Origin of the sequence: Gilliamella sp. Gris1-4, from assembly GCF_001690335.1 — a bacterium.
Classification (GTDB): Bacteria; Pseudomonadota; Gammaproteobacteria; order Enterobacterales; family Orbaceae; genus Gilliamella; species Gilliamella apicola_P.
This window is the reverse complement of record NZ_LZHA01000003.1, coordinates 1-22,607: the sequence shown is the minus strand read 5'-3', so window position 1 is coordinate 22,607 and position 22,607 is coordinate 1. Positions and strand designations below refer to the sequence as shown.

17 protein-coding genes and 1 pseudogene are annotated in these 22,607 nt (G+C 36.5%); 13 read left to right on the top strand and 5 right to left on the bottom strand.

Annotated features, from left to right (window positions below):
- The coding region (locus A9G31_RS11685) for a hypothetical protein (protein WP_176700321.1) at positions 1-1,042 on the top strand (1,042 nt) is incomplete at its 5' end.
- A gap of 359 nt (positions 1,043-1,401) precedes the next feature.
- Positions 1,402-2,610, top strand: a complete 1,209-nt coding sequence (locus A9G31_RS00185) for an MFS transporter (RefSeq protein ID WP_065559900.1) — start codon at positions 1,402-1,404, stop codon at positions 2,608-2,610.
- A gap of 107 nt (positions 2,611-2,717) precedes the next feature.
- On the opposite strand, the gene surE is transcribed toward A9G31_RS00185, so the two are convergent.
- On the bottom strand, positions 2,718-3,497 hold the full coding sequence (gene surE / locus A9G31_RS00180) for a 5'/3'-nucleotidase SurE (RefSeq protein WP_065559899.1): 780 nt from the start codon (positions 3,495-3,497) through the stop codon (positions 2,718-2,720).
- A 9-nt stretch (positions 3,498-3,506) separates the two neighbouring features.
- Positions 3,507-4,359: pseudogene (ypfJ, locus tag A9G31_RS00175) on the bottom strand (KPN_02809 family neutral zinc metallopeptidase).
- Positions 4,360-4,569: 210 nt separating this feature from the next.
- Between ypfJ and A9G31_RS00170 the strand changes: the two are divergent.
- The 4 genes from A9G31_RS00170 to A9G31_RS00155 all read left to right on the top strand — a co-directional run bounded on the left by A9G31_RS00170 (position 4,570) and on the right by A9G31_RS00155 (position 9,132).
- Positions 4,570-5,451, top strand: a complete 882-nt coding sequence (locus tag A9G31_RS00170; protein WP_065559898.1) for a DMT family transporter — start codon at positions 4,570-4,572, stop codon at positions 5,449-5,451.
- A gap of 347 nt (positions 5,452-5,798) precedes the next feature.
- Positions 5,799-7,304 (top strand): glycine betaine/L-proline transporter ProP, encoded by a 1,506-nt coding sequence (proP, locus tag A9G31_RS00165; protein WP_065559897.1) that lies wholly within the window; start codon positions 5,799-5,801, stop codon positions 7,302-7,304.
- A 424-nt stretch (positions 7,305-7,728) separates the two neighbouring features.
- Positions 7,729-8,535: a siderophore-interacting protein gene (locus A9G31_RS00160; protein WP_065559896.1), complete on the top strand. Its 807-nt coding sequence runs from the start codon at positions 7,729-7,731 to the stop codon at positions 8,533-8,535.
- 15 nt (positions 8,536-8,550) lie between these two features.
- Entirely contained in the window at positions 8,551-9,132 is a 582-nt protein-coding gene (locus A9G31_RS00155) for an acyl carrier protein phosphodiesterase (RefSeq protein WP_034912961.1), read from the top strand.
- Between the two features lie 66 nt (positions 9,133-9,198).
- Here the strand turns inward: A9G31_RS00155 and A9G31_RS00150 are convergent, their stop codons facing one another.
- Positions 9,199-11,349 carry a 3-hydroxybutyrate oligomer hydrolase family protein gene (locus A9G31_RS00150; RefSeq protein WP_065559895.1) on the bottom strand — a complete coding sequence of 717 codons (2,151 nt, stop codon included), beginning with the start codon at positions 11,347-11,349 and terminating at the stop codon, positions 9,199-9,201.
- A gap of 119 nt (positions 11,350-11,468) precedes the next feature.
- Complete coding sequence (ilvY, locus tag A9G31_RS00145; protein WP_065559894.1) at positions 11,469-12,371, bottom strand: HTH-type transcriptional activator IlvY; 903 nt, start codon at positions 12,369-12,371, stop codon at positions 11,469-11,471.
- Positions 12,372-12,573: 202 nt separating this feature from the next.
- Between ilvY and prfC the strand changes: the two genes are divergently transcribed.
- The 7 genes from prfC (at position 12,574) to ihfB (ending at position 22,295) form a co-directional block, all read left to right on the top strand.
- Positions 12,574-14,166, top strand: coding sequence for a peptide chain release factor 3 (prfC, locus tag A9G31_RS00140; RefSeq protein WP_065559893.1), 1,593 nt, complete (start codon positions 12,574-12,576; stop codon positions 14,164-14,166).
- A gap of 101 nt (positions 14,167-14,267) precedes the next feature.
- Positions 14,268-17,156 (top strand): pitrilysin, encoded by a 2,889-nt coding sequence (gene ptrA, locus A9G31_RS00135; RefSeq protein WP_065559892.1) that lies wholly within the window; start codon positions 14,268-14,270, stop codon positions 17,154-17,156.
- 99 nt (positions 17,157-17,255) lie between these two features.
- Positions 17,256-18,128, top strand: a complete 873-nt coding sequence (locus A9G31_RS00130; RefSeq protein WP_065559891.1) for a helix-turn-helix domain-containing protein — start codon at positions 17,256-17,258, stop codon at positions 18,126-18,128.
- 21 nt (positions 18,129-18,149) lie between these two features.
- A complete protein-coding gene (aroA, locus tag A9G31_RS00125) occupies positions 18,150-19,430 on the top strand; it encodes a 3-phosphoshikimate 1-carboxyvinyltransferase (protein WP_065559890.1) in 1,281 nt (426 codons plus the stop codon).
- Position 19,431: 1 nt separating this feature from the next.
- A complete protein-coding gene (gene cmk, locus A9G31_RS00120; protein WP_065559889.1) occupies positions 19,432-20,112 on the top strand; it encodes a (d)CMP kinase in 681 nt (226 codons plus the stop codon).
- A gap of 111 nt (positions 20,113-20,223) precedes the next feature.
- On the top strand, positions 20,224-21,906 hold the full coding sequence (gene rpsA, locus A9G31_RS00115; RefSeq protein ID WP_065559888.1) for a 30S ribosomal protein S1: 1,683 nt from the start codon (positions 20,224-20,226) through the stop codon (positions 21,904-21,906).
- 98 nt (positions 21,907-22,004) lie between these two features.
- Entirely contained in the window at positions 22,005-22,295 is a 291-nt protein-coding gene (ihfB, locus tag A9G31_RS00110; protein WP_034912930.1) for an integration host factor subunit beta, read from the top strand.
- A 115-nt stretch (positions 22,296-22,410) separates the two neighbouring features.
- Here ihfB and A9G31_RS11300 read toward each other — a convergent pair.
- The coding region (locus A9G31_RS11300) for a transposase (RefSeq protein WP_141671306.1) at positions 22,411-22,607 on the bottom strand (197 nt) is incomplete at its 5' end.

Genomic DNA, 22,607 nt, shown 5'->3' with positions numbered 1-22,607 from the left:
TAGTCTAATCAGCCAAGGGAAGTGGGGAGATGATGATGGGGATGGACAGGGTACAAATGGTGTTACTGCAACAGGGAGTATATCGTTAGCAATAAAGGATAAAAACGGTAGCACGGTTAATCGTAGTGATACATTAGATATATGTAAAGCGCCTTATAAGGTCACTTTAGATAGTACAGGGGGAAGTTTAACTACACAGTATGGAGTGCCAAATAGTAGTCGTTTTTACGGAGGCTCAGCGGTTTATTATATCACTTTGCCGTCACAGCCGGTTATTTGTTCGGTCAGGCCGAATCTATACTTTGGCACACGCGACTACGCAGGCCCATCTAACATATGGAATCCTGAGAAAGGTTTTTTAGTTCAGTCAACAAACCCATCATCTTACGACAGAAACTTTCCTACTACAGGTTCAGATGGATTGTATTTTGATTTGGACATAGGTGGTATTGGCGGAGGTCAGTTGAGTTGGACAGTTAACACAAGAGGTAGTTTGGGAGCAACGGTGAGTAGGGTTGGTTTAGACACACGGGTAACATTAACAGGTCCAAGGGCAAGTAGTAGTCAGATAAGCTCAAGTAATCCTGGTTCACTTACACGTCCATCTTTGCCACAGACCTTCGAGTTGGTGGGTAGGGATAGTAATGGTAATGAGGTTCGGTATGGTTTTAAGTTAAGGCAGTGGTTCGTCAATCGGGGGAGTGTAAAGAAAGATTATAGTGACCATTTAATATGGTGTAGAAGTTTGGGTTATCGTATGCCACGGGTAAGTGATTTAACCAATGCGGTCAGAACAGATAATCCTCCTATTTCAGGCGCCACACCTAGTTCATCAGATAATAATTACCAGCGTCACATAGGGGCAGGATTTTTCACGGAGTGGGGCCGCATGGTCAACTACGCTGATGCGGGCTTCGTCCACTACGACTACTGGACGAGCGACGCGGCAGGTAGCACCCAGTTCTCTGTCTACTCGTTCTACGGCTACGTCTACAGCGGCAGCGCTTCCTACAGTTCTTACGCTGTTTGCACCGCACCTTAGTTCTTAGCGTTTAGTTCTTAATCCTTAGGGCGCGGGGGTGGTTATGGTGCTTGAGAGGACAATATAACAAAGAATAAAGCCCCCGCGTAAGTTGGGGCGTTTCCCTTAGGGTTGCGCCGTTGTGGCAAAGCCACAATAGCGCCGCCCCCCGCCGCCGACGCTGAAAGTGTGGTTGGTGGTGGCACAAGGGCAACCAAATAAATAAAGAGGGTCATGTAATGGCAATAGTAGTTAAATGTTGATTATTATCCGTAATAAATCAGAAAAAAATTAATCAACTTTATTTTAGCCTTAATTTTTTTACGTTTATGCTGATTTTATGTATATAATTAACGTAAATTCATCTATTGTGTATTATTATGGCTAATGTATCTTCTTTTCGCCAAAAGCAAAGCACTATTTTTGTCGCATTTCTAGTCACAACTTTTATTGTCGGTATTGCTGGTGCTTTACAATCTCCTACTTTAAGTCGATTTTTAACTTTTGAAGTTAATGTTAATTCACGGCTAGTTGGACTTTTTTTTTCTGTTAATGCTTTAGCCAGTATTGTGGGTAGCTTTCTATTAGCTAAATATTCCGACAAACAGGGTGATAGACGTTATATTGTTATATTTTGCTGTTTAATGGGCATTGCTAATAGCATTACTTTTGCGTTTACACGTCACTATTTGGTGTTAATCACGCTGGGTGTTTTGTTTGCTGCGTTATCGTCTGCCGCTATGCCACAAATTTTTGCTTTAGCACGCGAATATGCTGTTAAAACGGGGCGTAATGTTGTGGCATTTAATTCACTTATTCGAGCTCAACTTTCGCTTGCTTGGGTATTTGGCCCACCAATTTCTTTTGGCTTAGCTATTAATTTTGGTTTTACGGCAATGTATTTAACGGGCATGTGCATGTTTATGGTTGCGATGCTGTTTGTTGCTGTTTTTTTACCTTCGGTTGAAAAAAATCCCACCTCACAACTAAATAACGAAGCAGAGTTACAAGCAGCAAATCAACCACTTTGGAAGAATAGAAATGTGCTTTGTTTATTGCTATCTACGGTATTTATGTGGACAGCAAATATGATGTATATTATTGATATGCCAATTTATGTTGATGTTGTATTACATCTTTCAGATTCATTGCCGGGTATATTGATGGGGCTTGCTGCTGGTATCGAAATTCCAGTTATGCTCATCGCTGGATATTTAGTACCCCATTTAGGTAAACGAAATCTGTTTTTTATTGCGATTGTTTGCGGTTTGATTTTTTATCTTGGTATGATTTTTTGTACTGGTAAATATGCCTTATTAGCATTACAGCTCTTTAATGCTCTATTTATTGGTATTGTAGCTAACATTGGTATTATCTATTTTCAGGATTTATTGCCTACTCGAATGGGAGTGGCTTCTACTTTATTTAATAATGGTATTATTTTCAGCATAATTATAGCTGGAATGTTGCAAGGATTTGTATCAGAAGCCTATGGACATCAGGTTATCTATTGGATTGCGTTAGTAATGGTTGCGATATCATTGTTATTCTGTACGTTGGTGAAAGATGTAAAAACTAACGTGGGCTGAAAGTAGATGAATAGTTAGATAATTAATAACAAAATCAATAGTAAATAAATAATTAATTAAGTGTAATTTGTCTTCTTAATAGTTAGGAAGACAAATTACTGAAACAATTAAAGATTAGATGTGTTTAACAGTTTTTCATAAAAGGCATAATCGGTCCTTTCATAACCCAATGGCGTAATGGCAATAAAGTTGGCATTAGCAGCATCAAGTTCTTTATTGTCATCAAGTATTTGTAAATTGCGTTTTGCTCTAAACCAAAAGTAATCGTTGCCTTCGGGATCTTGTGTTGGTATCACCATAAAACGACTTACATCGCTATCGCCTTGTTTTGTTATTTTCAAACCTTTAATTTGTTGTGCTGTACATGCTGGAAAATTAACGTTAAAACAAATATTTTGCGCAGATGGTAACGAAAGTAATTTAGCAATAACTGTTTGAGCGTGATGTTTAGCACAACTCCAGTCAGTTGGCTGGTTATCTTCACTGGTTAATTGACTCAATGAAATTGCAGGAATGCCCAAAGTCATAGCCATCATTGCCGCACCAACAGTGCCAGATAACACTGTTTCAAATCCCACATTTGAACCATTATTAATTCCAGATAGTACTAGATCGGGTAGGTTGTTAGCCATCAAATATTTAATTGCAAATAGTGAGCAATCGGCAGGTGTGCCATAAACGGCAAATTCTTGTTTTCCACGTTGAACAACTCTAAATGGCGTTTTTAAGCTCACTGAACAAGATACTCCACTTTGATCTATGGCTGGTGCAACTACCCAAACCTCGTGAGCTATCTTTTTTGCCACTTCTTGCAATAGTTTAATACCAGGTGCATCAAAGCCATCATCATTGACTAGTAAAACGCGATTAACTAACTTTTCTAACATATTATTTCCTTATTGAGCAAATGTATTACATTTGTTAATTGCACCACTATCAAACCCACGTTTAAACCAAGTATAACGTTGCTTAGATGTACCATGGGTAAAACTATCAGGTACAACATAACCTTCACTTTGTTGTTGCAAGCGATCATCACCAATGGCTTTTGCGGTGTTTAAAGCTTGTTCAATATCACCTTCATCCAGCCGATTTTGCTGTTGCATTGCCCCACATGCCAGCAAAACAATCGGCTTGGAGTTCTAATTTAACCGACAATTGGTTATTTGTGATTGTGGACTGACCTTGTTTTAATTGCTCAACGTGGCTAAATGTGCCCAGCAAATTTTGTACATGATGACCAACTTCATGCGCAATTACATAACCTTGAGCAAAGTCGCCACCACCACCAAGTCGCTGTTTCATCTCTTGATAGAAAGACATATCTAGATAGACAGTTTTGTCAATACTACAATAAAATGGTCCCATAAAGGTTTGACCTGTGCCACAAGATGTTCTTGTAGAGCCTTTATAAAGTACTAACTTAGGGGGAGTATAGGTTTTACCTAAACGTTGAAATTCTTGATGCCAATAATCTTCAGTACTCGCTAAAATGATAGACGTAAATTTGACGGCATCTTCATCATCAATTGAATATTGATTAGTATTTTGTTCGGTACTGTTCGTATCAATTAGTGTTGAATCTAGCAAGCCAGTTAAATCAACACCATAATAGCCAGCAATTAACACTACAATAAATAAAACAACCTTACCTTTACCACCAATTGGAAGTCTTGTTCCTATTTCACTTCCTGATTGTGAGCGACGATCTTCAATGTTATCGCTTTCTCGTTGGTCTCTCCAGCGCATAGGAATTACCTTGTCAGTTTTAGTTTAATTATTTTAATGGATAACAAATAAGTATTCTAGATTAAATTATTAGCGTTGTTATAAATTGAACAAATTAACCATATAAAAATAAGTAAAGTATTTGTTTGTAAATTTGGTTATTTCTTGCTTTTTTAGGTATATAATAGAATTCATACCATTATATCTTCATACTAATATTTGGGTATTGTTATGCCATATTTATTGCTTACTTTGGCGGCTTGTTTTTGGGGTGGTAATTACGTTGTTGGACGTGTTTTAGTTACTCAAGCCGATCCTATGGTAATATCCGAAGGTCGTTGGGTTATTACTGCGCTGTTATTATTGTGTTTATATCAACGCCAAGTTCGTAATGACTTATCCAAAATTAGAAAATCAATTGGTCCCATTTGTTTGTTAGCCATTTTTGGGCAGATTTTGTTTCCATTAACACTTTATGTTGGATTGCAATATACCTCATCGCTTAATGCATCAATTTACCTTTCTGCAACACCATGTATGGTGTTGGTTATGAATAAATTGTTATTTAATGATACGATTTCAAAAAATAATATTTTAGGCGTGCTATTTAGTACAATTGGCGTGATTTATTTGATTTTACAAGGAAATCTAACCAATTTAAGTGAGTTGAGTAATATTAATAAAGGGGATTTGTGGGCAATGGCATCAGCAATGAGCTGGGCTTGTTATAGCGCATTTATACGGTTAAAAGATAAATCTATATCTGGCAATGCTTTTGTGACTGTTAGTGCCGTGTTGGGTTCGGTCATGTTACTTCCTATTGCGTTAGTGTATTTTTATTTTTACCCAGTTTCCAACCTAGCGCATTATACCTCAACAAGTTTTTTGCTTGGCTTATTATATATTGCTATTTTTGCGTCTTGGTTATCTTATTTATTTTGGAATAAAGGTATTATGGATATTGGCGCAACACGTGGGCAAATCTATACTCATATTATCCCTTTGTCAGCAGGAATTTTCAGTATTCTATTTTTACATACGCCAGTTGCGTATTTTCATATTGTGTCGATAGTACTAATAGTTATTGGGATCTATTTTTGTTCACGGAAATAGTTAATAATACAAACAATCGTTTTTAAAATAGCTTTAGTTTTAACTTAAAAATCAAGAAAATTTTACAAAATGAGGTTATTTTGCTATAATTAGCACTCAATTTTCACAAAAAGGAATTGTTTTGTTGTTATTTAGTAGAAATTAAAACAAACAATAAAACATTAGTTTTTGCTTTTTTATTATCCTCTTTTTTTATCTTTGCTGTATTTTGCTTCAATTTTAATTAACTGATAAACACTTTTTCAAAGTGTAATCTAAAAAGTATTGTTCTTTGTGTATTAAAAGGTAACCGTTTACCTTGTTGCATCATTCCTTTTTATTATTTGTATGTAAACAGGCGGTATTTTATGAAAAAAATAAGACAGTCCCAAAATAAACCATTAAACATCAACGATATTACTATAATTGATGATAGCAAGTTAAAAAAAGCCATTACCGCAGCAGCACTTGGTAATGCGATGGAGTGGTTTGATTTTGGTGTATATGGCTTTTTAGCCTATGTTTTAGGGCAAGTATTTTTCCCTGATGCATCCCCTAGTGTGCAAATGGTTGCTGCACTCGCCACGTTTTCCGTACCATTTTTAGTTCGACCGTTAGGCGGTTTAGTGTTTGGGATCCTTGGTGATAAATTTGGACGCCAAAAAGTATTATCAATAACCATCATTATTATGTCGTTAAGCACTTTTTGTATTGGTTTAATTCCTTCTTATGCCTCGATTGGTATTGCTGCACCAATATTATTATTGCTAGCTAAATTTGCGCAAGGATTTTCAATAGGGGGTGAATATTCTGGTGCGGCTATATTTGTTGCCGAATATTCGCCAGATCGCAAACGTGGTTTTATGGGGAGTTGGTTAGATTTTGGTTCGATTGCTGGTTTTTTAGTTGGAGCAGGTTTAGTCGTGCTTTTATCTAGTATTCTTGGCAAAGTTGCATTTCATGATTGGGGCTGGAGAATTCCATTTTTATTCGCTTTACCGCTAGGACTAATTGGGCTTTACTTACGTCATGCACTAGATGAAACACCTGCATTTCAACAGCATACCGATTTGATGGATCAAAATGTTCGCGATCATATTACTAATCAACCTAAAATGACTTTCAAACAGATTATTATCAAATATTGGAAAAGCCTATTAGTCTGTGTAGGGTTAGTGATTGTTACTAATGTGACTTATTATATGTTGCTTACCTATATGCCTAGTTATTTATCTCATAACTTAAATTACGATACAGATCATGGCGTACTAATTATTATTGCTATCATGATAGGTATGTTATTTGTTCAACCATTAATTGGTTTTATTAGCGATAAAATAGGTCGCAGACCGTTCATTATTGGGGGAAGCTTAGGTTTATTAATTCTTGCTTATCCGTCATTTGTTATGATCAATAGTGATATTATAGGTCTTATCTTTTTAGGATTATTGATTTTAGCTGTATTACTTAACTGTTTTACTGGTGTTATGGCCTCAATTTTACCGGCTATCTTTCCGACTAGTATTCGTTACAGTGCTCTAGCTATATCATTTAATATCTCGGTATTAGTTGCTGGTGCTACTCCAACAGTGGCGGCTTGGTTGGTTGAAGAAAGTAATAATTTATACATGCCAGCTTATTATTTAATGGTTGTGGCATTAGTGGGTTTACTTACAGGCATAAAAATGAAAGAAACCGCAAACCGTCCACTCCGCGGCGCAACGCCTGCAGCATCAGACAGGTCAGAGGCAAAAGAAATATTATCGGATCACTTTGACTCAATAGAACAAAGAGTCGAAGATATAGAACAGCAGATCGAAACATTACAACAACAGCGTCAGAATTTAGTCGATCAGCATCCTAAGTTAGATTGATGTGGTTATTTTTTGGTTTTGTATATTTTGTTTAACATACAAGACCAAAATTTAATAAAATCAATACGATACGCAAGTAATTTTTAACGGTAAAATTGATGGTGATAGCTTAAATTGTCAAAACTCTCACAAAGCAATAGTTTCAAAAAATAGAGTTAGTAATGCAAGTTGGAATTAATGCAAGTTCAGAAAGCCACTCATGTAGTTGTTAAAGTTCTATCTGTGATAAGTTTATAGACTTAATTTGCTCCTTATTTGTAGGAAAAAAGCTTATGAGTTTTTAGATGATTATTTTAATCATGAAGTGTAAACAACTCGGCATTTTCCTACAGTTTATCTATTTTTTCAATTATAAAAATAGCATTATTCTAATATATTTTGTTGTATGATGATGCCATTTAGCAATAAATATAAGGATCTGCTGATGGATGAAAAAATAGGAAAAATCAAATTCAATAAGAAAGTCATCGTCAATGCGTTATTAACAGTATTGAATATTGAAAAAATATCTCCCAGTTTTATTCGCATACAGTTTAGTAGCGATAAATCAGTGAATATCGATCCATTATGGGTTTGTCCGTATTTAAAATTGCTTTTTCCTGATCCTTCAACCAATGTAATTACTTTCCCTAAACTTGATGATAATAATAAAATCGCTGTTGGTGATAAGCAACGTCAGCTAGTTCGTAGTTATAGTGTGCGCGAATTTGAGCGTGCCTCTAATCAATTTTTTGTTGATTTTGCTGTTCATGATACAGGTTTGGCTTCAGTGTGGTCGCAAAAAGCTAAGATTGGTGACCAAATCGGTTTGATTGCGGCAGCTAGCAAGTTGCGATTTACTGATAATTGTTTGGTGTTAATGGGGGATATTTCGGCTGTGCCCGCCATATGTTATACGCTTGAACATCTACCCCAAAATCAGAAGGCTTTTGCCTTTATACAGGTTAATCATAAAAGTGATATAGTGCCGTTGCCAGATAATAAAAATATTAAGGTGAATTGGTTTATACAAAATAGGGATAATCCCTTTCAATTAGTTGATGCGGTAATTAATGCTGATTTATCAGAGCAAAATAAGTTGTTGTTTTGGGGAGGAATGGAGCGTTCGTTGGCACAATCTGTGCGTCATGCTATTAAAGATAAATATATACATTTGTCGCCTGATGCTTTTCATATTACTAGTTATTGGCGAGAAGGTTTCGTCGAAGGCGAATTTAAACATCGTGAATAATTAACGGTTACTTTTATGAATATTCTTGCTCATTTACATTTGGCTACGATAGCACGTAGTTCGTTGATTGGTAATACAGTAGCTGATTTTGTTAAAGGTGATCCTTATTTAATTTATAACTCTAATATTGCCGATGGCATTATGCTACACCGTAAAATTGATAGATTGACCGATAGCCTGCTTGAAGTTAAGAAAGCTAAGCTGCTGTTTAGAAAATCGCATCAGCGAGTTGCACCCATTACATTAGATATTGTGTGGGATCATTTTTTGTCAAAGCATTGGGCTAATTATGGTTTGTTGTCGAGTGTGTCTCAATTTAATCAAGTAACAAAAGCTCATATCCAACCTTATATTGACGTTTATCCGGCAGATTATCAGCATTTTATGAATTCAATGTGGCAAGGGGAGTGGCTCGAAAATTATGCTTTTATTGACTTTGTTGGTAATGTCCTTAGTGGCATGGCAAATAGACGACCAAAATTATATTTGTTAAAAGAAACAATTGTTGATGTTAAGCTGCATTATGCTCAATTAGAGTCGTTATTTTTTTTGTTATATCCCAAAATCTGTTTAATAGTAAAAGATAGCACCAGCTAAACTGGATTTTGGTGCTACCAGTTCAAGCCGCTGTGCTTAAACCAGTAGTGTTTTAGATATTTACTGTTAATTTGGCAATATCAGTTTGCCATCCGTTTTTTGGATAATGCTGTTGCTATTTGGCGTTTGGGCTATCGGTTTTAGGTTGTTGTTGGTTATTTGTGGCGCATAACCACTTTTGCCTCCACGAGTTTTAGTACGTACAACTTGGCTTACTGGTAGCGTAGCGTTGTTGGTTAAGTTAGCCCATAACCACTCGATGGCATCTTCGCCATAATAATCAATTGGTAGTAATGTGTTGTCAAATGGGGCTCTGCCATCTAAGTAGCTGGCATTTTCTACTTCAATGTATCGCAGTTGTGATTGTTTACCTTCAACCAAGCTGTTTAATGCGACATAAGCGCGCGATGTATAGTTTGGTAATTGTTTAACATTGTTCCGACCATGGACAATAAAGGTTTTTATACCATGTAAGTTACCCGATGCCATAACTTGTTTTATGCCTTCGTTAACTCGTGGTTCTTGTGATTTTTTATAAACACAGATCGATCCTTTGGTGCCGTAATCGATTGTATTTTTCGTTTGCGAGCTAGAATAAAATTCACGTCTTGGGGTGTTGAGATCTTCGTTTTCAACTAGATCCAAAACCGTTGCATTACGGCCATTCCAAAGCGGTAAATGACCGTTAGCCATTCCCCATATTTGTTCAAACGAAATTTCTTTTAATGGTGCAACTTTTCCTGTGTTGTTAATTGGGTTTTGCTGGGTGCTTGCTACCGAAAAATTGCACATATTTTCGGTGACACTATATTTGCCATAGGCACTAATATATTGATAAGGTAGACCAATGGATTCAGTGTAGTAAAAATAGGGTAGTTGGATGTCCATTTCTGGTGTCCAACCATTTTTATGTAGTTTTTCTAGCGCTTCTTTTGGTGTTCCTGTAGTAAGTAACTTTGCTTTTTTAAGGGCGTTACAGCGCTCTTGCGAATAAAGAAAATAATCCGCATAAGGTACATAAGCATCGTCTTTATAAGCTGTTATGGCTGGTATGGCACATGGTATATATAACGCACCATAAGCACTGTAATTAGCAATAGATTTGGCTTCTAACTTTTGCGAGTTGTTGTTGCCGATTTTGAGTTTAACTGAGGCTTTGTCAAGATTTGGTTGAATTTGTGGATTAACTGCAACAATACCGTCAATCATATTTTGATCATCTAATTCGCCAGCTTTTAATGCTGCTCCACCACCATCACTTGCGCCATAGACTAAAACCAGAGTGTTGTCTTTGTTGAATATAGCTTGATCATTCGGTGAAAACTTAATATTAAGTTCATAAAAAGCAAATTCTAGGGATTTTAATACGTGTTCCCCCCAGCGGGCTTCGGCATTGAGTTGCGAGTGTAGTTGTTTTATAGCATAGCGGTGGGGATATTTTTTAATATATTTTTCTTCATTATTAATCCAAGGAGAAAATAAGATGTTACCATTTTGCACTTCTCCCCATACGGTGAACCCAAGTTTGCGTTCAATATCATAAATGCCGTTACCTAGCCCTTTGTCGTTATATACTACTGCACAGTTGTGACGGAGTCCCCACAATCCACGAATTTGTATATCTTTGGTATTAAATACTCCATCCGAATCACTAGCGGGAACCGCAACAATGCAAGGTTTATTTTTGTTAAAATCAAGTGGAATTTGTAGCAACATGCCAACACCGTCTTGTCTTTGTACAGCTGATATTTCGGTACCTGCAATTTTACCGTCAAACAAAGGGGTTAGTTCTTGCTTTCTAAAACCAAATAGTGTTCCTTCACCAATTTTGGTGTCAATATAGCGATTTAGTTTGGCTTGTCGGCGTTCTTGAAAGTTTGGTTTAGCTGGAATTTCAACTTCTGGCACGATAATAGTGGTTGATAATGGGGTAAACCCAAGTCCAGCTGTAACAAGGTCATCACTATCACCATCATAATAAGCTAATGTATTGCGGACTAGCCACTTTGGTTTTTTAATTGTGTTATCAATTGGGGATGGCGTGCTGCTGTTAGTTTCAGTATCGGTTGTTATAGTTGTGGTTGACGTTGCCGTTTTGCCGTCAGCTTTTGTGTTAGAGGTGGTTGATTTTGTGGTATTGGACTGTGCCATTAATGGCATAGTAACAGCGGCAAAAAATATCAATGAGGCTAACGTTCTTAATTTTATCTTTTTCATTTTCAATACCATGCAATGTTATTCTGTTACATAAAATCTTAATAAAAAATTAGGTATATGCTAGTTAACACGTTATATAGTTTTAATTTTTTGAGGTGTAATTATACACTATATTTTTGTTATGCGTTATTAGGTAAATTGAGATTGCAAATTGCCCAAAAGGCAGCAATGATTTTCTCTGATAATCTTCTTTTTTGTACACAAATACCAACATCAAACGGTTCCATTAAGTTTGTTGACCATTCGGTTATGCGCTCTCTTATTCGTTCAGGGCTATTGTCCATTACGACTTTAGGTAATAAGGCTACCCCACAACCTAAAGCAACCATCGATACAATGGCTTCGTGTCCTGCGACCGTAGCATAAATTTTGGGATTAGAAATTTTTCTTTGCTTAAACCATAAATCAATACGGTGGCGACTAGGGCCATGTTCAGGCAATATAAAGGGAATATTATGCCAGTCAGGCTGTTTTTGATGTAATCTGTCACTAAACGTGCTATTAAGTTTAGGTATTAGCAATACCATTTCAATTTCGCCAAATTTTAAAAACTCAATACCAGTAGGGAGCTGTTTTGGTTTGCCTGCTATAGCTAAATCGGCTTCATTTGCTTGAATTTTCTTTACAGCGTCAGCAGCATCACCCGTTGATAGTTTGATTTCAACTAGAGGATAGTGGATCCTAAAGCGATCAAGTATTTCAGGTAGATGGCTATATGCAGCGGTGACTGAACAAAATAGAGTGAGTTCACCGACAATTTGTTGGTTAGATTGATCTAAATCATATTTTAGTTGTTGGTGCATATTTATTACTTGTTGAGCAAAACGTTTAACTTTTTCACCCTCCGAAGTGATTTGTACTTGCCTATTGTCGCGAATAAATAGCGGGTGACCAAAATGTTCTTCAAGTCGTTGGATCTGCCTTGATAAGGTTGATGGACTAACATGCATAGCATTTGCCGTTATACCAAAGTGACAGGTTTCGCATAAATGTAAATACAATTTTAAATCACGAATGTTCATAGCAAATTCCAGTTTTATACTTAAACACATAGTTACCCGAAACTTTTTAACAAGAAGCAGTAAATAGTGCATTACTTATTAGAGTAAATATTATGCATAGATAAATAAATAAGGCAAATAACGTTACATATAACATCAATGGCAAAATAGGCAGATACCTGCTAAAATATGCGATTATTTTTGTGTGGGTTAAAACAGTTTTATGACAGAACAAGCTTATTTAGACGAAGTTAATGCACGTCGCACTTTTGCAATTATATCTCACCCCGATGCTGGTAAAACAACCATTACCGAAAAGGTATTGTTATTTGGTCATGCAATCCAAACAGCAGGTACAGTTAAAGGCCGTGGCGCTAATGCCCAACATGCGAAATCAGACTGGATGGAAATGGAAAAACAACGTGGTATTTCAATTACTACATCTGTGATGCAGTTTCCTTATAATGATTGCTTAGTTAATTTATTAGATACTCCAGGGCACGAGGATTTTTCTGAAGATACTTATCGTACGCTAACAGCGGTTGATAGTTGTTTGATGGTGATTGATGCAGCAAAAGGGGTTGAAGATCGTACTCGCAAATTAATGGAAGTGACACGATTACGCAGTACACCAATTTTAACCTTTATGAATAAGTTAGACCGTGATATTCGCGATCCAATGGAACTGCTTGATGAGGTTGAAAACGAGTTAAATATTATGTGCGCCCCTATTACTTGGCCGATTGGTTGTGGCAAGTTATTTAAAGGTGTTTACCATTTAGCTAAAGACGAAACTTATCTTTATCAATCAGGGCAAGGTCATACAATACAAGAAGTGCGAATTATTAAAGGGTTAACTAACCCTGATTTGGATTTAGCGGTGGGTGATGATTTAGCGCAGCAACTGCGTGAAGAGCTTGAATTAGTGCAAGGCGCATCAAACGAATTTGATTTAGATGCTTTCTTGTCAGGCGATTTAACGCCAGTCTTTTTTGGTACGGCATTGGGTAATTTTGGAGTGGATCATATGCTTGATGGTTTAACAGCTTGGGCACCAACTCCTCAACCTCGTCAAACCGATAAGCGCGAAGTCGAATCATCAGAAGAAAAGTTCAGTGGTTTTGTTTTTAAAATTCAAGCCAATATGGATCCTAAACATCGTGACCGCGTTGCATTTATGCGCATTGTATCGGGTAAATATGAAAAGGGTATGAAGTTACGACATGTACGCATTGCTAAAGATATCAATATTTCTGACGCCTTAACGTTTATGGCAGGTGATCGTGAACATGTTGAAGAAGCCTATGCTGGTGATATCATTGGTTTACATAATCATGGCACGATTCAAATAGGCGATACTTTTACACAAGGTGAAGATCTGAAATTTACAGGCATTCCTAACTTTGCACCAGAACTGTTTCGTCGAATTCGTCTTAAAGATCCACTGAAACAAAAGCAACTTTTAAAAGGACTGGTTCAGCTTTCAGAAGAGGGCGCAGTACAAGTTTTCCGCCCATTAACCAATAATGACTTAATTGTGGGTGCTGTTGGGGTTTTACAGTTTGATGTGGTGGTTGCTCGATTAAAATCAGAGTATAACGTCGAAGCCATTTATGAGCCAGTTAATGTGACAACAGCGCGTTGGGTTGAGTGCTCAGATGTGAAAAAATTGGAAGAGTTTAAACGTAAATGCGAACAGAATTTGGCATTAGATGGTGGTGATAACCTTTCTTATATTGCGCCAAGCATGGTTAATTTGAATTTGACGCAAGAACGGTATCCTGATGTTGAATTTAGAAAAACTCGAGAGCATTAAATTTTTTATTTTTTAATTACGGACTTTATTAAGATACATTTGTATTTTTATTAAATTACTTTTTGTATTATTTTTTAAACTGAGTTGAGTGAGCAGATATTATGGTTTATAAAGACAAAAAATTAATTAATTTTATTTTTAGTGGGGTTATTGGGTTACTGCTTGCCACTTCACCATCTTTTGCCATCGAAAATAAGCTTACAAAGCCAGTTTTGATAGAAAAGGTACAACAAAGCGAACGTGATAAGCGTCAATATGAAGTGATTGAGCTAGCAAATAAAATGCGAGTGTTGCTTGTTTCTGATCCTAAAGCAGTTAAATCATTGGCATCATTAGCACTGCCCGTTGGTTCGTTGCAAGATCCTAAAGATCAGCAAGGTTTGGCGCATTATACTGAACATATGGTGTTAATGGGGTCAAAAAATTATCCTGAACCAGCTAGCTTTTCTCAGTTTTTAAGTCGTCATGCGGGTAGTTATAACGCCAGTACTGCCACACATCGAACTGCGTTTTATTTTGAGGTCGAAAATAGTGCATTTGATAAAGCGCTAGATCATTTAGCCGATGCTATTGCCGAGCCCAATTTAGATCCTAAATTTGCCGATAAAGAACGCAATGCTGTTAATGCCGAAATGACGATGGCTAGATCGAACGATGGTTTTCGTATTGAACAAGTTAATTCCGAAACTATTAACCCTAATCACCCATCGTCACAATTTTCGGGTGGTAATTTAGAAACATTAAGTGATAAACCAAGTAGTAAATTACAAGATGCTTTAGTGGCTTTCCATAAAGATTATTATTCGTCTAATATCATGGTGGGGGTAATTTATAGTAATCAGTCGATCAATAAATTGGCAAAGTTAGCTCAAAACACTTTTGGTAAAATCCCTAATAAAAATATTAATGCTCCAATAGTTGATAAGCCAGCGATCACACCAAATGTGCTAAGCAAACAGATTGCAATGGTGCCAGCGCAACCTAAGAAATTGCTATTTTTACAATTTCCAATGGAAAACAATTTAGATAAATTTGCTGATAAAAGCGATGAATATATTACTTATTTAATTGATAATAGTAGCCCCAACACGTTGTCTGATCAGTTACAAAAGCAGGGGCTTATTGAAGGTATTAGTTCGTCTATCAACCCTATCCGTTATGGTAATAGCGGTATGTTGAGTATTAATGTGAGCTTAACCGACGATGGTCTCGCTCAAAAAGATAAAGTTATTGGCGCTATTTTTAATTATTTACAGTTAATTCAAAAGCAAGGAATTTCTGATGCTTATTATGAAGAACTTAAGAAAGTCTTAGCGTTAGAATTTAAGTATCAGGATGTTGAGCGTGATATGTCTTATGTGGAATGGCTATCTGATCAGATGTTGTTGTACCCCGTTAAAAATATATTAAATTCTGATTTTATTGCTAATAATTTTGATAAAACAGCGATCACCGCTCGTTTAAAAAGCCTAACGCCCGATAACGTTAGAGTTTGGATTATTTCACCAAATCAAACAACGAATAAGACGGCTTATTTTGTAGACGCACCTTATAAAATCGATAATATTACTAGTGAGCAAAAAGCGAATTGGTTGGCTTTAGGCAAAAATTTCACATTTAGTTTACCTGAATTAAATCCTTATATTCCCGACGATTTTTCAATTGTGAAGCAAAACCGTGCTCAAGCTCAACCAGCTGGGTTTAGTAAACGGGGTAATCATCTTCATTTTGTTAGTCAATATTTCAAAACTGAACCTAAAGCGGCGATTGTGGTTTCGTTACGGAATAACGAGGCTTTTAGTGATGCTAAAGCAGAGGTCGCTTTTAATTTACTTGATTACATTGCAAGTCGTAATTTAGAACAATTACTATTTCAGGCAGGCGTTGCGGGTATTTCGTTGTCAACGGATGATGATAATGGCTTAATGATTTCAGCCAGTGGTTTTAGTCAGCATTTACCAAAAATGGTGACAGCAATTCTTAATAGTTATCGCAATGTGACGATTGATGATCAAAGCTTAGTGTTAGCTAAATCTTGGTATTTGCAGGAATTGGATAAATCTGAGCATGCTAAAAGTTATTGGTTGGCGGTTAATCCTGTTAATGAATTGTCAGATTTACCGTATTTTGAACGGGATGAAAGACGTCAAATTACAGCAACCATGACTATTAATGACGTGTTAACTTATCGCGATAATTTATTAACCCACTCAGTACCTTATATGCTTAGCTTGGGTAATTTGTCTAACGAGGATTCTTTAGATCTTTATCATTCCATCCAAAAAACACTAGTGCGTGATGTTGAATTTACTCCTGTTGATAATATTCAGATTAAAAAATCATTGGAGGCCAAAATGACTCAATATGCGAAAAGCACTGATAATGCTTTGATGATGAGCTATATTCCAACAGGTTATGATCGAATTGCTAGTAGTATGCTAAGTTATACGTTGTCGAAAATTATTTCACCTTGGTTTTATGATCAGTTACGCACCAATGAACAACTCGGCTACGCTGTATTTGCTGGCCCTGTTACAGTTGGAGATTCAGTTGGAATGAGTTTTATCATTCAAAGCAACCAATACGATCCAGTTTATTTATTTAAGCGTTACCAAGAATTTTATCCTGTTATATTAAGTAAGCTTAAAGCATTATCTAAAGAAGATATTGAGCAATATAAAAAAGCGGTACTTGATGAATTGAAAATGCCTCCGCAAACATTGGATGAAGAGTTTAGTCGTTATATGGCTGACTATCGAAATTCGCGTTTTACGTTTGATTCACGGCACAAAAAAATTGAACAATTGAAAAAAATCACTCAACAAGATTTAGTTGATTTTTATAACCGTTCAGTGATGGATAAAAAAGGTTTTGTATTTGCATCGCAAGTTCTTGGTAAGCGTGAAGATAATGCTAAACAACCAGAGGCAATTTCTGAGTTTACTGAATTTGAAAATGTATCGGCATTGCAAGATGTGTTATTAAAATAGTTGTTAAAAATATAGGCTACACCTAAAACATTTTGCCAAAAATTGGCATTGCTATCACCTTGTGATACACTGCCAAAATCCTAATAGTTTGAGTGTATTATGATTACTGGATCGATTGATTATTGTGCTATAGGTCAGCGTCTGCGTGCGTATCGGATTGCTGCCTCTTTGAAGGCTGAAGATGTTGCAGAAAGCCTTAAAATTTCAAGAGCAGCAGTATATCGGTTAGAGAAGGGTGAGATCGTTAAAATTGAAACTCTAGAGCGATTGGCTTCCTTGCTTGATACGTCTTTTGCTAGTTTACTCGGCATTGATACTGAATACTATTCGAGTGGTGAAGGTTTTTTTGAACGTATGCGCCAATTAGAAGAACAATCAACTCATATCTATTCTCATTTCGATCCTTTTTCCTTTTTATTAACTTCTTCTGATTATTTGTCTCATTTAGCGATGATGTTAAATGAATCGAGTAAACCCGCTGATCCTCAAAAATATGCCACTACCTTATCCATTTTAAAAGATCGTAAAACTCAGTTCTGTCAATCAATTCCAAAAGTTATTAATTTAATCAGTTTACGTAATGTAGAACGTTTTTTACATATTGGTTTGGTTGGTAATTTAACTATTTCGCCGGGTAAAAAATCGGAAAGAATGCTACTAGCACGCAAAGAAGTTTATCACTTAATTCAGTTAATTGAACAACAATCTCTTGCGCCAACAATTGCTATTACACAAGAAGCTATTCCGTCAATTGCTTTTCAGATTTTTTATCAAGATGGGGATCCTATTTCATTAGCAATGAGCCCATTTCGATTAGGTGAGTTACCTAATGTTACTACTGGTATTGCGTCGATTACGTCATCTTATCATGCAATTAAACGGTATCGCCATTTATTTGATAAGTTATGGGAAAATAGTGCTAAAGATAAGCAAGCAATTGATTTATTGAAAGCGACGTTAGAGAAATTTTAAAGAATATTAAAGAGAGTCCTTATGTTATCCTTAACATTACAACCGATAAAAAGATTTAATGGTACTATCAATTTGCCTGGTTCAAAGAGTGTTTCTAATCGTGCTTTATTATTATCAGCATTGAGTAAAGGTAATACACGGTTAACGAATTTACTTGATAGTGATGATGTTCGTTATATGCTTGATGCGCTTGCAGCGTTAGGTGTGAAGTATCAGCTATCACACGATCGCACGATTTGTGATGTGCAAGGTGTAGGCGGTATTTTGCAATCCAACCATGCATTAGAGCTTTTTTTAGGTAATGCTGGCACAGCAATGCGTCCACTGACTGCAGCTTTATGCCTTGGTCATAATAATATTGTGCTAACCGGCGAACCACGCATGAAAGAGCGCCCAATTGGCCATTTAGTCGATGCGCTGCGTCAAGGTGGTGCTAAAATTGATTATCTCGAAAATGAAGGATACCCACCATTACACCTTCATGGTGGTTTTATTGGTGGTGAAATCCAAGTTGATGGTTCGGTCTCTAGCCAATTTTTAACTGCGTTGTTAATGGCTTCGCCATTAGCACAAAATGATACTCAAATTACTATAATTGGTGATTTGGTGTCTAAGCCTTATATTGATATCACTATTAAGATGATGGCTATGTTTGGTGTTTTGGTTACCAATCACAATTATCAAAAATTTACTGTTAAAGCTAATCAGTGTTATCAATCGCCAGGCGATTATTTAGTTGAAGGCGATGCTTCTTCTGCTTCTTATTTTTTAGCAGCGGCTGCAATTAAAGGCGGTACTGTTAAAGTAACTGGCATTGGAAAAAATAGCTTACAAGGCGATACCCAATTTGCTCATGTACTTGAAAAAATGGGGGCTAAAGTTATTTGGGCTGATGATTATATTCAATGCTCTCGTGGTGAATTACACGGTGTTGATATGGATATGAATCATATCCCAGATGCAGCAATGACTATCGCCACAACAGCGCTGTTTGCTAAAGGTCCAACAACAATTCGTAATATTTACAATTGGCGAGTTAAAGAAACTGATCGCTTATATGCGATGGCAACTGAATTAAGAAAGGTTGGCGCAACTGTTGATGAAGGTCACGATTATATTACTATTATTCCTCCAGTTAAATTAAACCATGCCGAAATCGAAACCTATAATGATCATCGTATTGCTATGTGTTTTTCATTAGTGGCGCTTTCAGATACACCTGTGACAATATTAGATCCTAAATGCACAATGAAGACTTTTCCTGATTATTTCGAACAATTTAAACGATTAAGCGAAGAATAAAATGAATAAATCTGTTCCCGTTATTGCTGTTGATGGGCCAAGCGGTGTCGGTAAAGGCACGTTATGTCAAGCATTAGCCAATCATTTTAAATGGCATCTTTTAGATTCTGGTGCTATCTATCGTGTGCTAGCTCTTAGCGCGCTTAAGCAAGGTATTGCGCTAGATGATGCCAATAAACTTGAACAACTAGCTCTGAATTTGCCACTAACGTTTGATACGCAAGGTTATAATGTTAAAGTGTTATTAGATCAGATTGATGTGACTAAAGAAATTCGTACAGAACAGACGGGGGGAGCTGCATCAAAAGTGGCGGCAATTAATTCGGTTAGAGCAGCTTTATTACAACGTCAACGTGACTTTAAGCAAGCACCTGGATTGGTTGCAGATGGTCGTGATATGGGCAGTGTAGTATTTAGTGATGCCCCTGTTAAGATATTTCTTGATGCTAGTGCCCAATCTCGTGCAGAAAGGCGAATGAAACAGTTGCAAGATAAGCAAAATAATGTTAAATTCGCCGAAATTTTGCAGGAAATAACTGCGCGTGATGAACGAGATCGTCATCGCGCCGTTGCGCCGCTTAAACCTGCAATTGATGCTCTAATAATTGATACTACATCACTGTCTATTCAAGATGTTTTTAATCAATCAATTGAGTATATAAACGAAAAACTTGCGTTGTAACTTAAATTATAGCGCGAACATAGCTCCATTATAAGGATGTATGGAGTATTATAAACAACCCCACAAGACAGGATGTAATGTGGACGTTAAAATTAACTTAAGTATATTAATATGACTGAATCTTTTGCTCAACTCTTTGAAGAGTCTATCAATCAACTAGACACTCGTTCTGGTAATATGATCCGTGGTACTGTCGTTGCAATCGACAAAGATGTTGTTTTAGTTGACGCTGGTTTAAAATCTGAATCAGCGATTCCAGTAGAGCAGTTTAAAAATGCCCAAGGCGAATTAGAAGTTCAAGTCGGCGACGTTGTTGATGTTGTGCTTGACTCAATCGAAGATGGTTTTGGTGAAACTATCTTATCTCGTGAAAAAGCTAAGCGTCATGAAGCATGGCTTACACTAGAAAAAGCAGTTGAAGATGCTGCAACAGTTTTAGGTGTTATCAATGGTAAAGTTAAAGGTGGCTTTACGGTTGATCTTAATGGCGTTCGTGCGTTCCTTCCTGGTTCACTTGTTGATGTTCGTCCATTACGCGATACTTCTCATATTGAAAATAGAGAAATCGAATTAAAAGTTATTAAATTAGATCAAAAACGCAACAACATTGTTGTTTCACGTCGTGCAGTTATTGAATCTGAAAATAGTGCAGAAAGAGAACAACTTCTTGAAAATCTACAAGAAGGTTCTGAAGTTAAAGGTATCATCAAAAATCTTACCGATTACGGTGCATTCGTTGATCTTGGTGGGGTTGATGGTTTACTTCACATTACTGACATGGCTTGGAAACGTGTTAAACACCCAAGTGAAGTGGTTGAAGTTGGTCAAGAATTACTTGTTAAAGTACTTAAATTTGATAAAGATCGTTCACGTGTATCACTTGGCTTAAAACAATTAGGTGAAGATCCATGGGTTTCAATCGCTAAACGTTATCCAGAAGGTACTAAAGTAACAGGTAAAGTAACTAACTTAACTGACTACGGTTGTTTTGTTGAAATTGAAACAGGTGTTGAAGGTTTAGTTCATGTTTCTGAAATGGACTGGACAAACAAAAATATTCATCCATCTAAAGTTGTTAGCTTAGGTGATGTTGTTGAAGTTGTTGTGCTTGAAATTGACGAAGAACGTCGTCGTATTTCTCTTGGCCTTAAACAATGTAAACCAAACCCATGGTTACAATTTGCTGAAACACACAATAAAGGTGATAAAGTTAGTGGTAAGATCAAATCAATCACTGATTTTGGTATCTTTATCGGTTTAGATGGTGGTATCGACGGTTTAGTTCATCTTTCAGACATTTCTTGGAATATGCCTGGCGAAGAAGCTGTTAAAGCTTATAAGAAAGGTGATGATATCGAAGCTGTTGTTTTACAAGTTGATGCAGAACGTGAACGTATCTCTCTAGGTATTAAACAATTAGAAGATGATCCATTTAGTAGCTTTGCTTCTAACTATAAAAAAGGCACAATAGTTAAAGGTACAGTAAGTGCAGTTGACGCTAAAGGTGCAACCATCGAAATCGCTGAAGGTATTGAAGGCTACTTAAAAGCACAAGATATCGCTCGTGAACGTATTGAAGATGCAACAACTGTATTAAAAGTTGGTGATGAAGTTGAAGCTAAAATTGTTAACATCGATCGTAAAACTCGTGCAATTTCGTTATCAGTACGAGCGAAAGATGAAGCTGATGAGAAAGAAGCTCTTGCAGCAGTAAACAACACAGCAACTCAAGAAGATGCATCATTTACTAATGCAATGGCAGAAGCATTCAAAGCTGCATCAAAAACTGAGTAAAAAATATTTATGTAAAGAGTAAAGAGGGCTTGCCCTCTTTTTCTTTTATGGGATAAAATGAAATAGTTACATGCCACATAAATAAATTAGGAGTGATCATGAACAGATCAGATTTAGTAGAACGAATTGTTAACTGGCGAACACACCTCCCTGTTCAACTAGTTGATGATTCAGTTAGAGATATCATTGAACAGATCGCTTTAGCTATGGAAAGTAACGATCGTGTGGAAATTCGAGGTTTCGGTAGTTTTAGTTTGAACTATCGAGCTCCACGTAAAGCAAGGAATCCAAGAACTGGTGGTAATGTTGAAGTGAAACATAAATATATACCTCACTTCAAACCAGGTAAAGAATTACGTGAAAGAGTAAATAATGCTGCAAACGCATAATCTTTAAATTTTACACCTAGATAGAAGCCTTTGAGTTAGATCAAAGGCTTTTTTGTTTTAGCTAGTTTAATTTCTATCATTTAGGGGCTGTTGATCTTTGCTGTACATAAATTACTCAACAATACATTGGCAGCCACATTAACATAAATGCCAGTGATACCATACTGGCATAATTCCTTTCTAACTTATCGTATCTAGTTGATATTGAACGATATTGCTTGATTCTAGCAAAGGCATTCTCGACTAAATGACGATAGCGATAAAGGCAGCTATCCATACTGCTTTTATCTATATCCTTACCATAATTACGTT

What these genes read in the sequence shown, in the direction of transcription:
- A9G31_RS00185 (WP_065559900.1), top strand. Translation starts at nt 1,402, where the DNA reads ATGGCTAATGTATCTTCTTTTCGCCAAAAGCAAAGCACTATTTTTGTC.
- surE (WP_065559899.1), bottom strand. Translation starts at nt 3,497, where the DNA reads ATGTTAGAAAAGTTAGTTAATCGCGTTTTACTAGTCAATGATGATGGC.
- A9G31_RS00170 (WP_065559898.1), top strand. Translation starts at nt 4,570, where the DNA reads ATGCCATATTTATTGCTTACTTTGGCGGCTTGTTTTTGGGGTGGTAAT.
- proP (WP_065559897.1), top strand. Translation starts at nt 5,799, where the DNA reads ATGAAAAAAATAAGACAGTCCCAAAATAAACCATTAAACATCAACGAT.
- A9G31_RS00160 (WP_065559896.1), top strand. Translation starts at nt 7,729, where the DNA reads ATGGATGAAAAAATAGGAAAAATCAAATTCAATAAGAAAGTCATCGTC.
- A9G31_RS00155 (WP_034912961.1), top strand. Translation starts at nt 8,551, where the DNA reads ATGAATATTCTTGCTCATTTACATTTGGCTACGATAGCACGTAGTTCG.
- A9G31_RS00150 (WP_065559895.1), bottom strand. Translation starts at nt 11,349, where the DNA reads ATGAAAAAGATAAAATTAAGAACGTTAGCCTCATTGATATTTTTTGCC.
- ilvY (WP_065559894.1), bottom strand. Translation starts at nt 12,371, where the DNA reads ATGAACATTCGTGATTTAAAATTGTATTTACATTTATGCGAAACCTGT.
- prfC (WP_065559893.1), top strand. Translation starts at nt 12,574, where the DNA reads ATGACAGAACAAGCTTATTTAGACGAAGTTAATGCACGTCGCACTTTT.
- ptrA (WP_065559892.1), top strand. Translation starts at nt 14,268, where the DNA reads ATGGTTTATAAAGACAAAAAATTAATTAATTTTATTTTTAGTGGGGTT.
- A9G31_RS00130 (WP_065559891.1), top strand. Translation starts at nt 17,256, where the DNA reads ATGATTACTGGATCGATTGATTATTGTGCTATAGGTCAGCGTCTGCGT.
- aroA (WP_065559890.1), top strand. Translation starts at nt 18,150, where the DNA reads ATGTTATCCTTAACATTACAACCGATAAAAAGATTTAATGGTACTATC.
- cmk (WP_065559889.1), top strand. Translation starts at nt 19,432, where the DNA reads ATGAATAAATCTGTTCCCGTTATTGCTGTTGATGGGCCAAGCGGTGTC.
- rpsA (WP_065559888.1), top strand. Translation starts at nt 20,224, where the DNA reads ATGACTGAATCTTTTGCTCAACTCTTTGAAGAGTCTATCAATCAACTA.
- ihfB (WP_034912930.1), top strand. Translation starts at nt 22,005, where the DNA reads ATGAACAGATCAGATTTAGTAGAACGAATTGTTAACTGGCGAACACAC.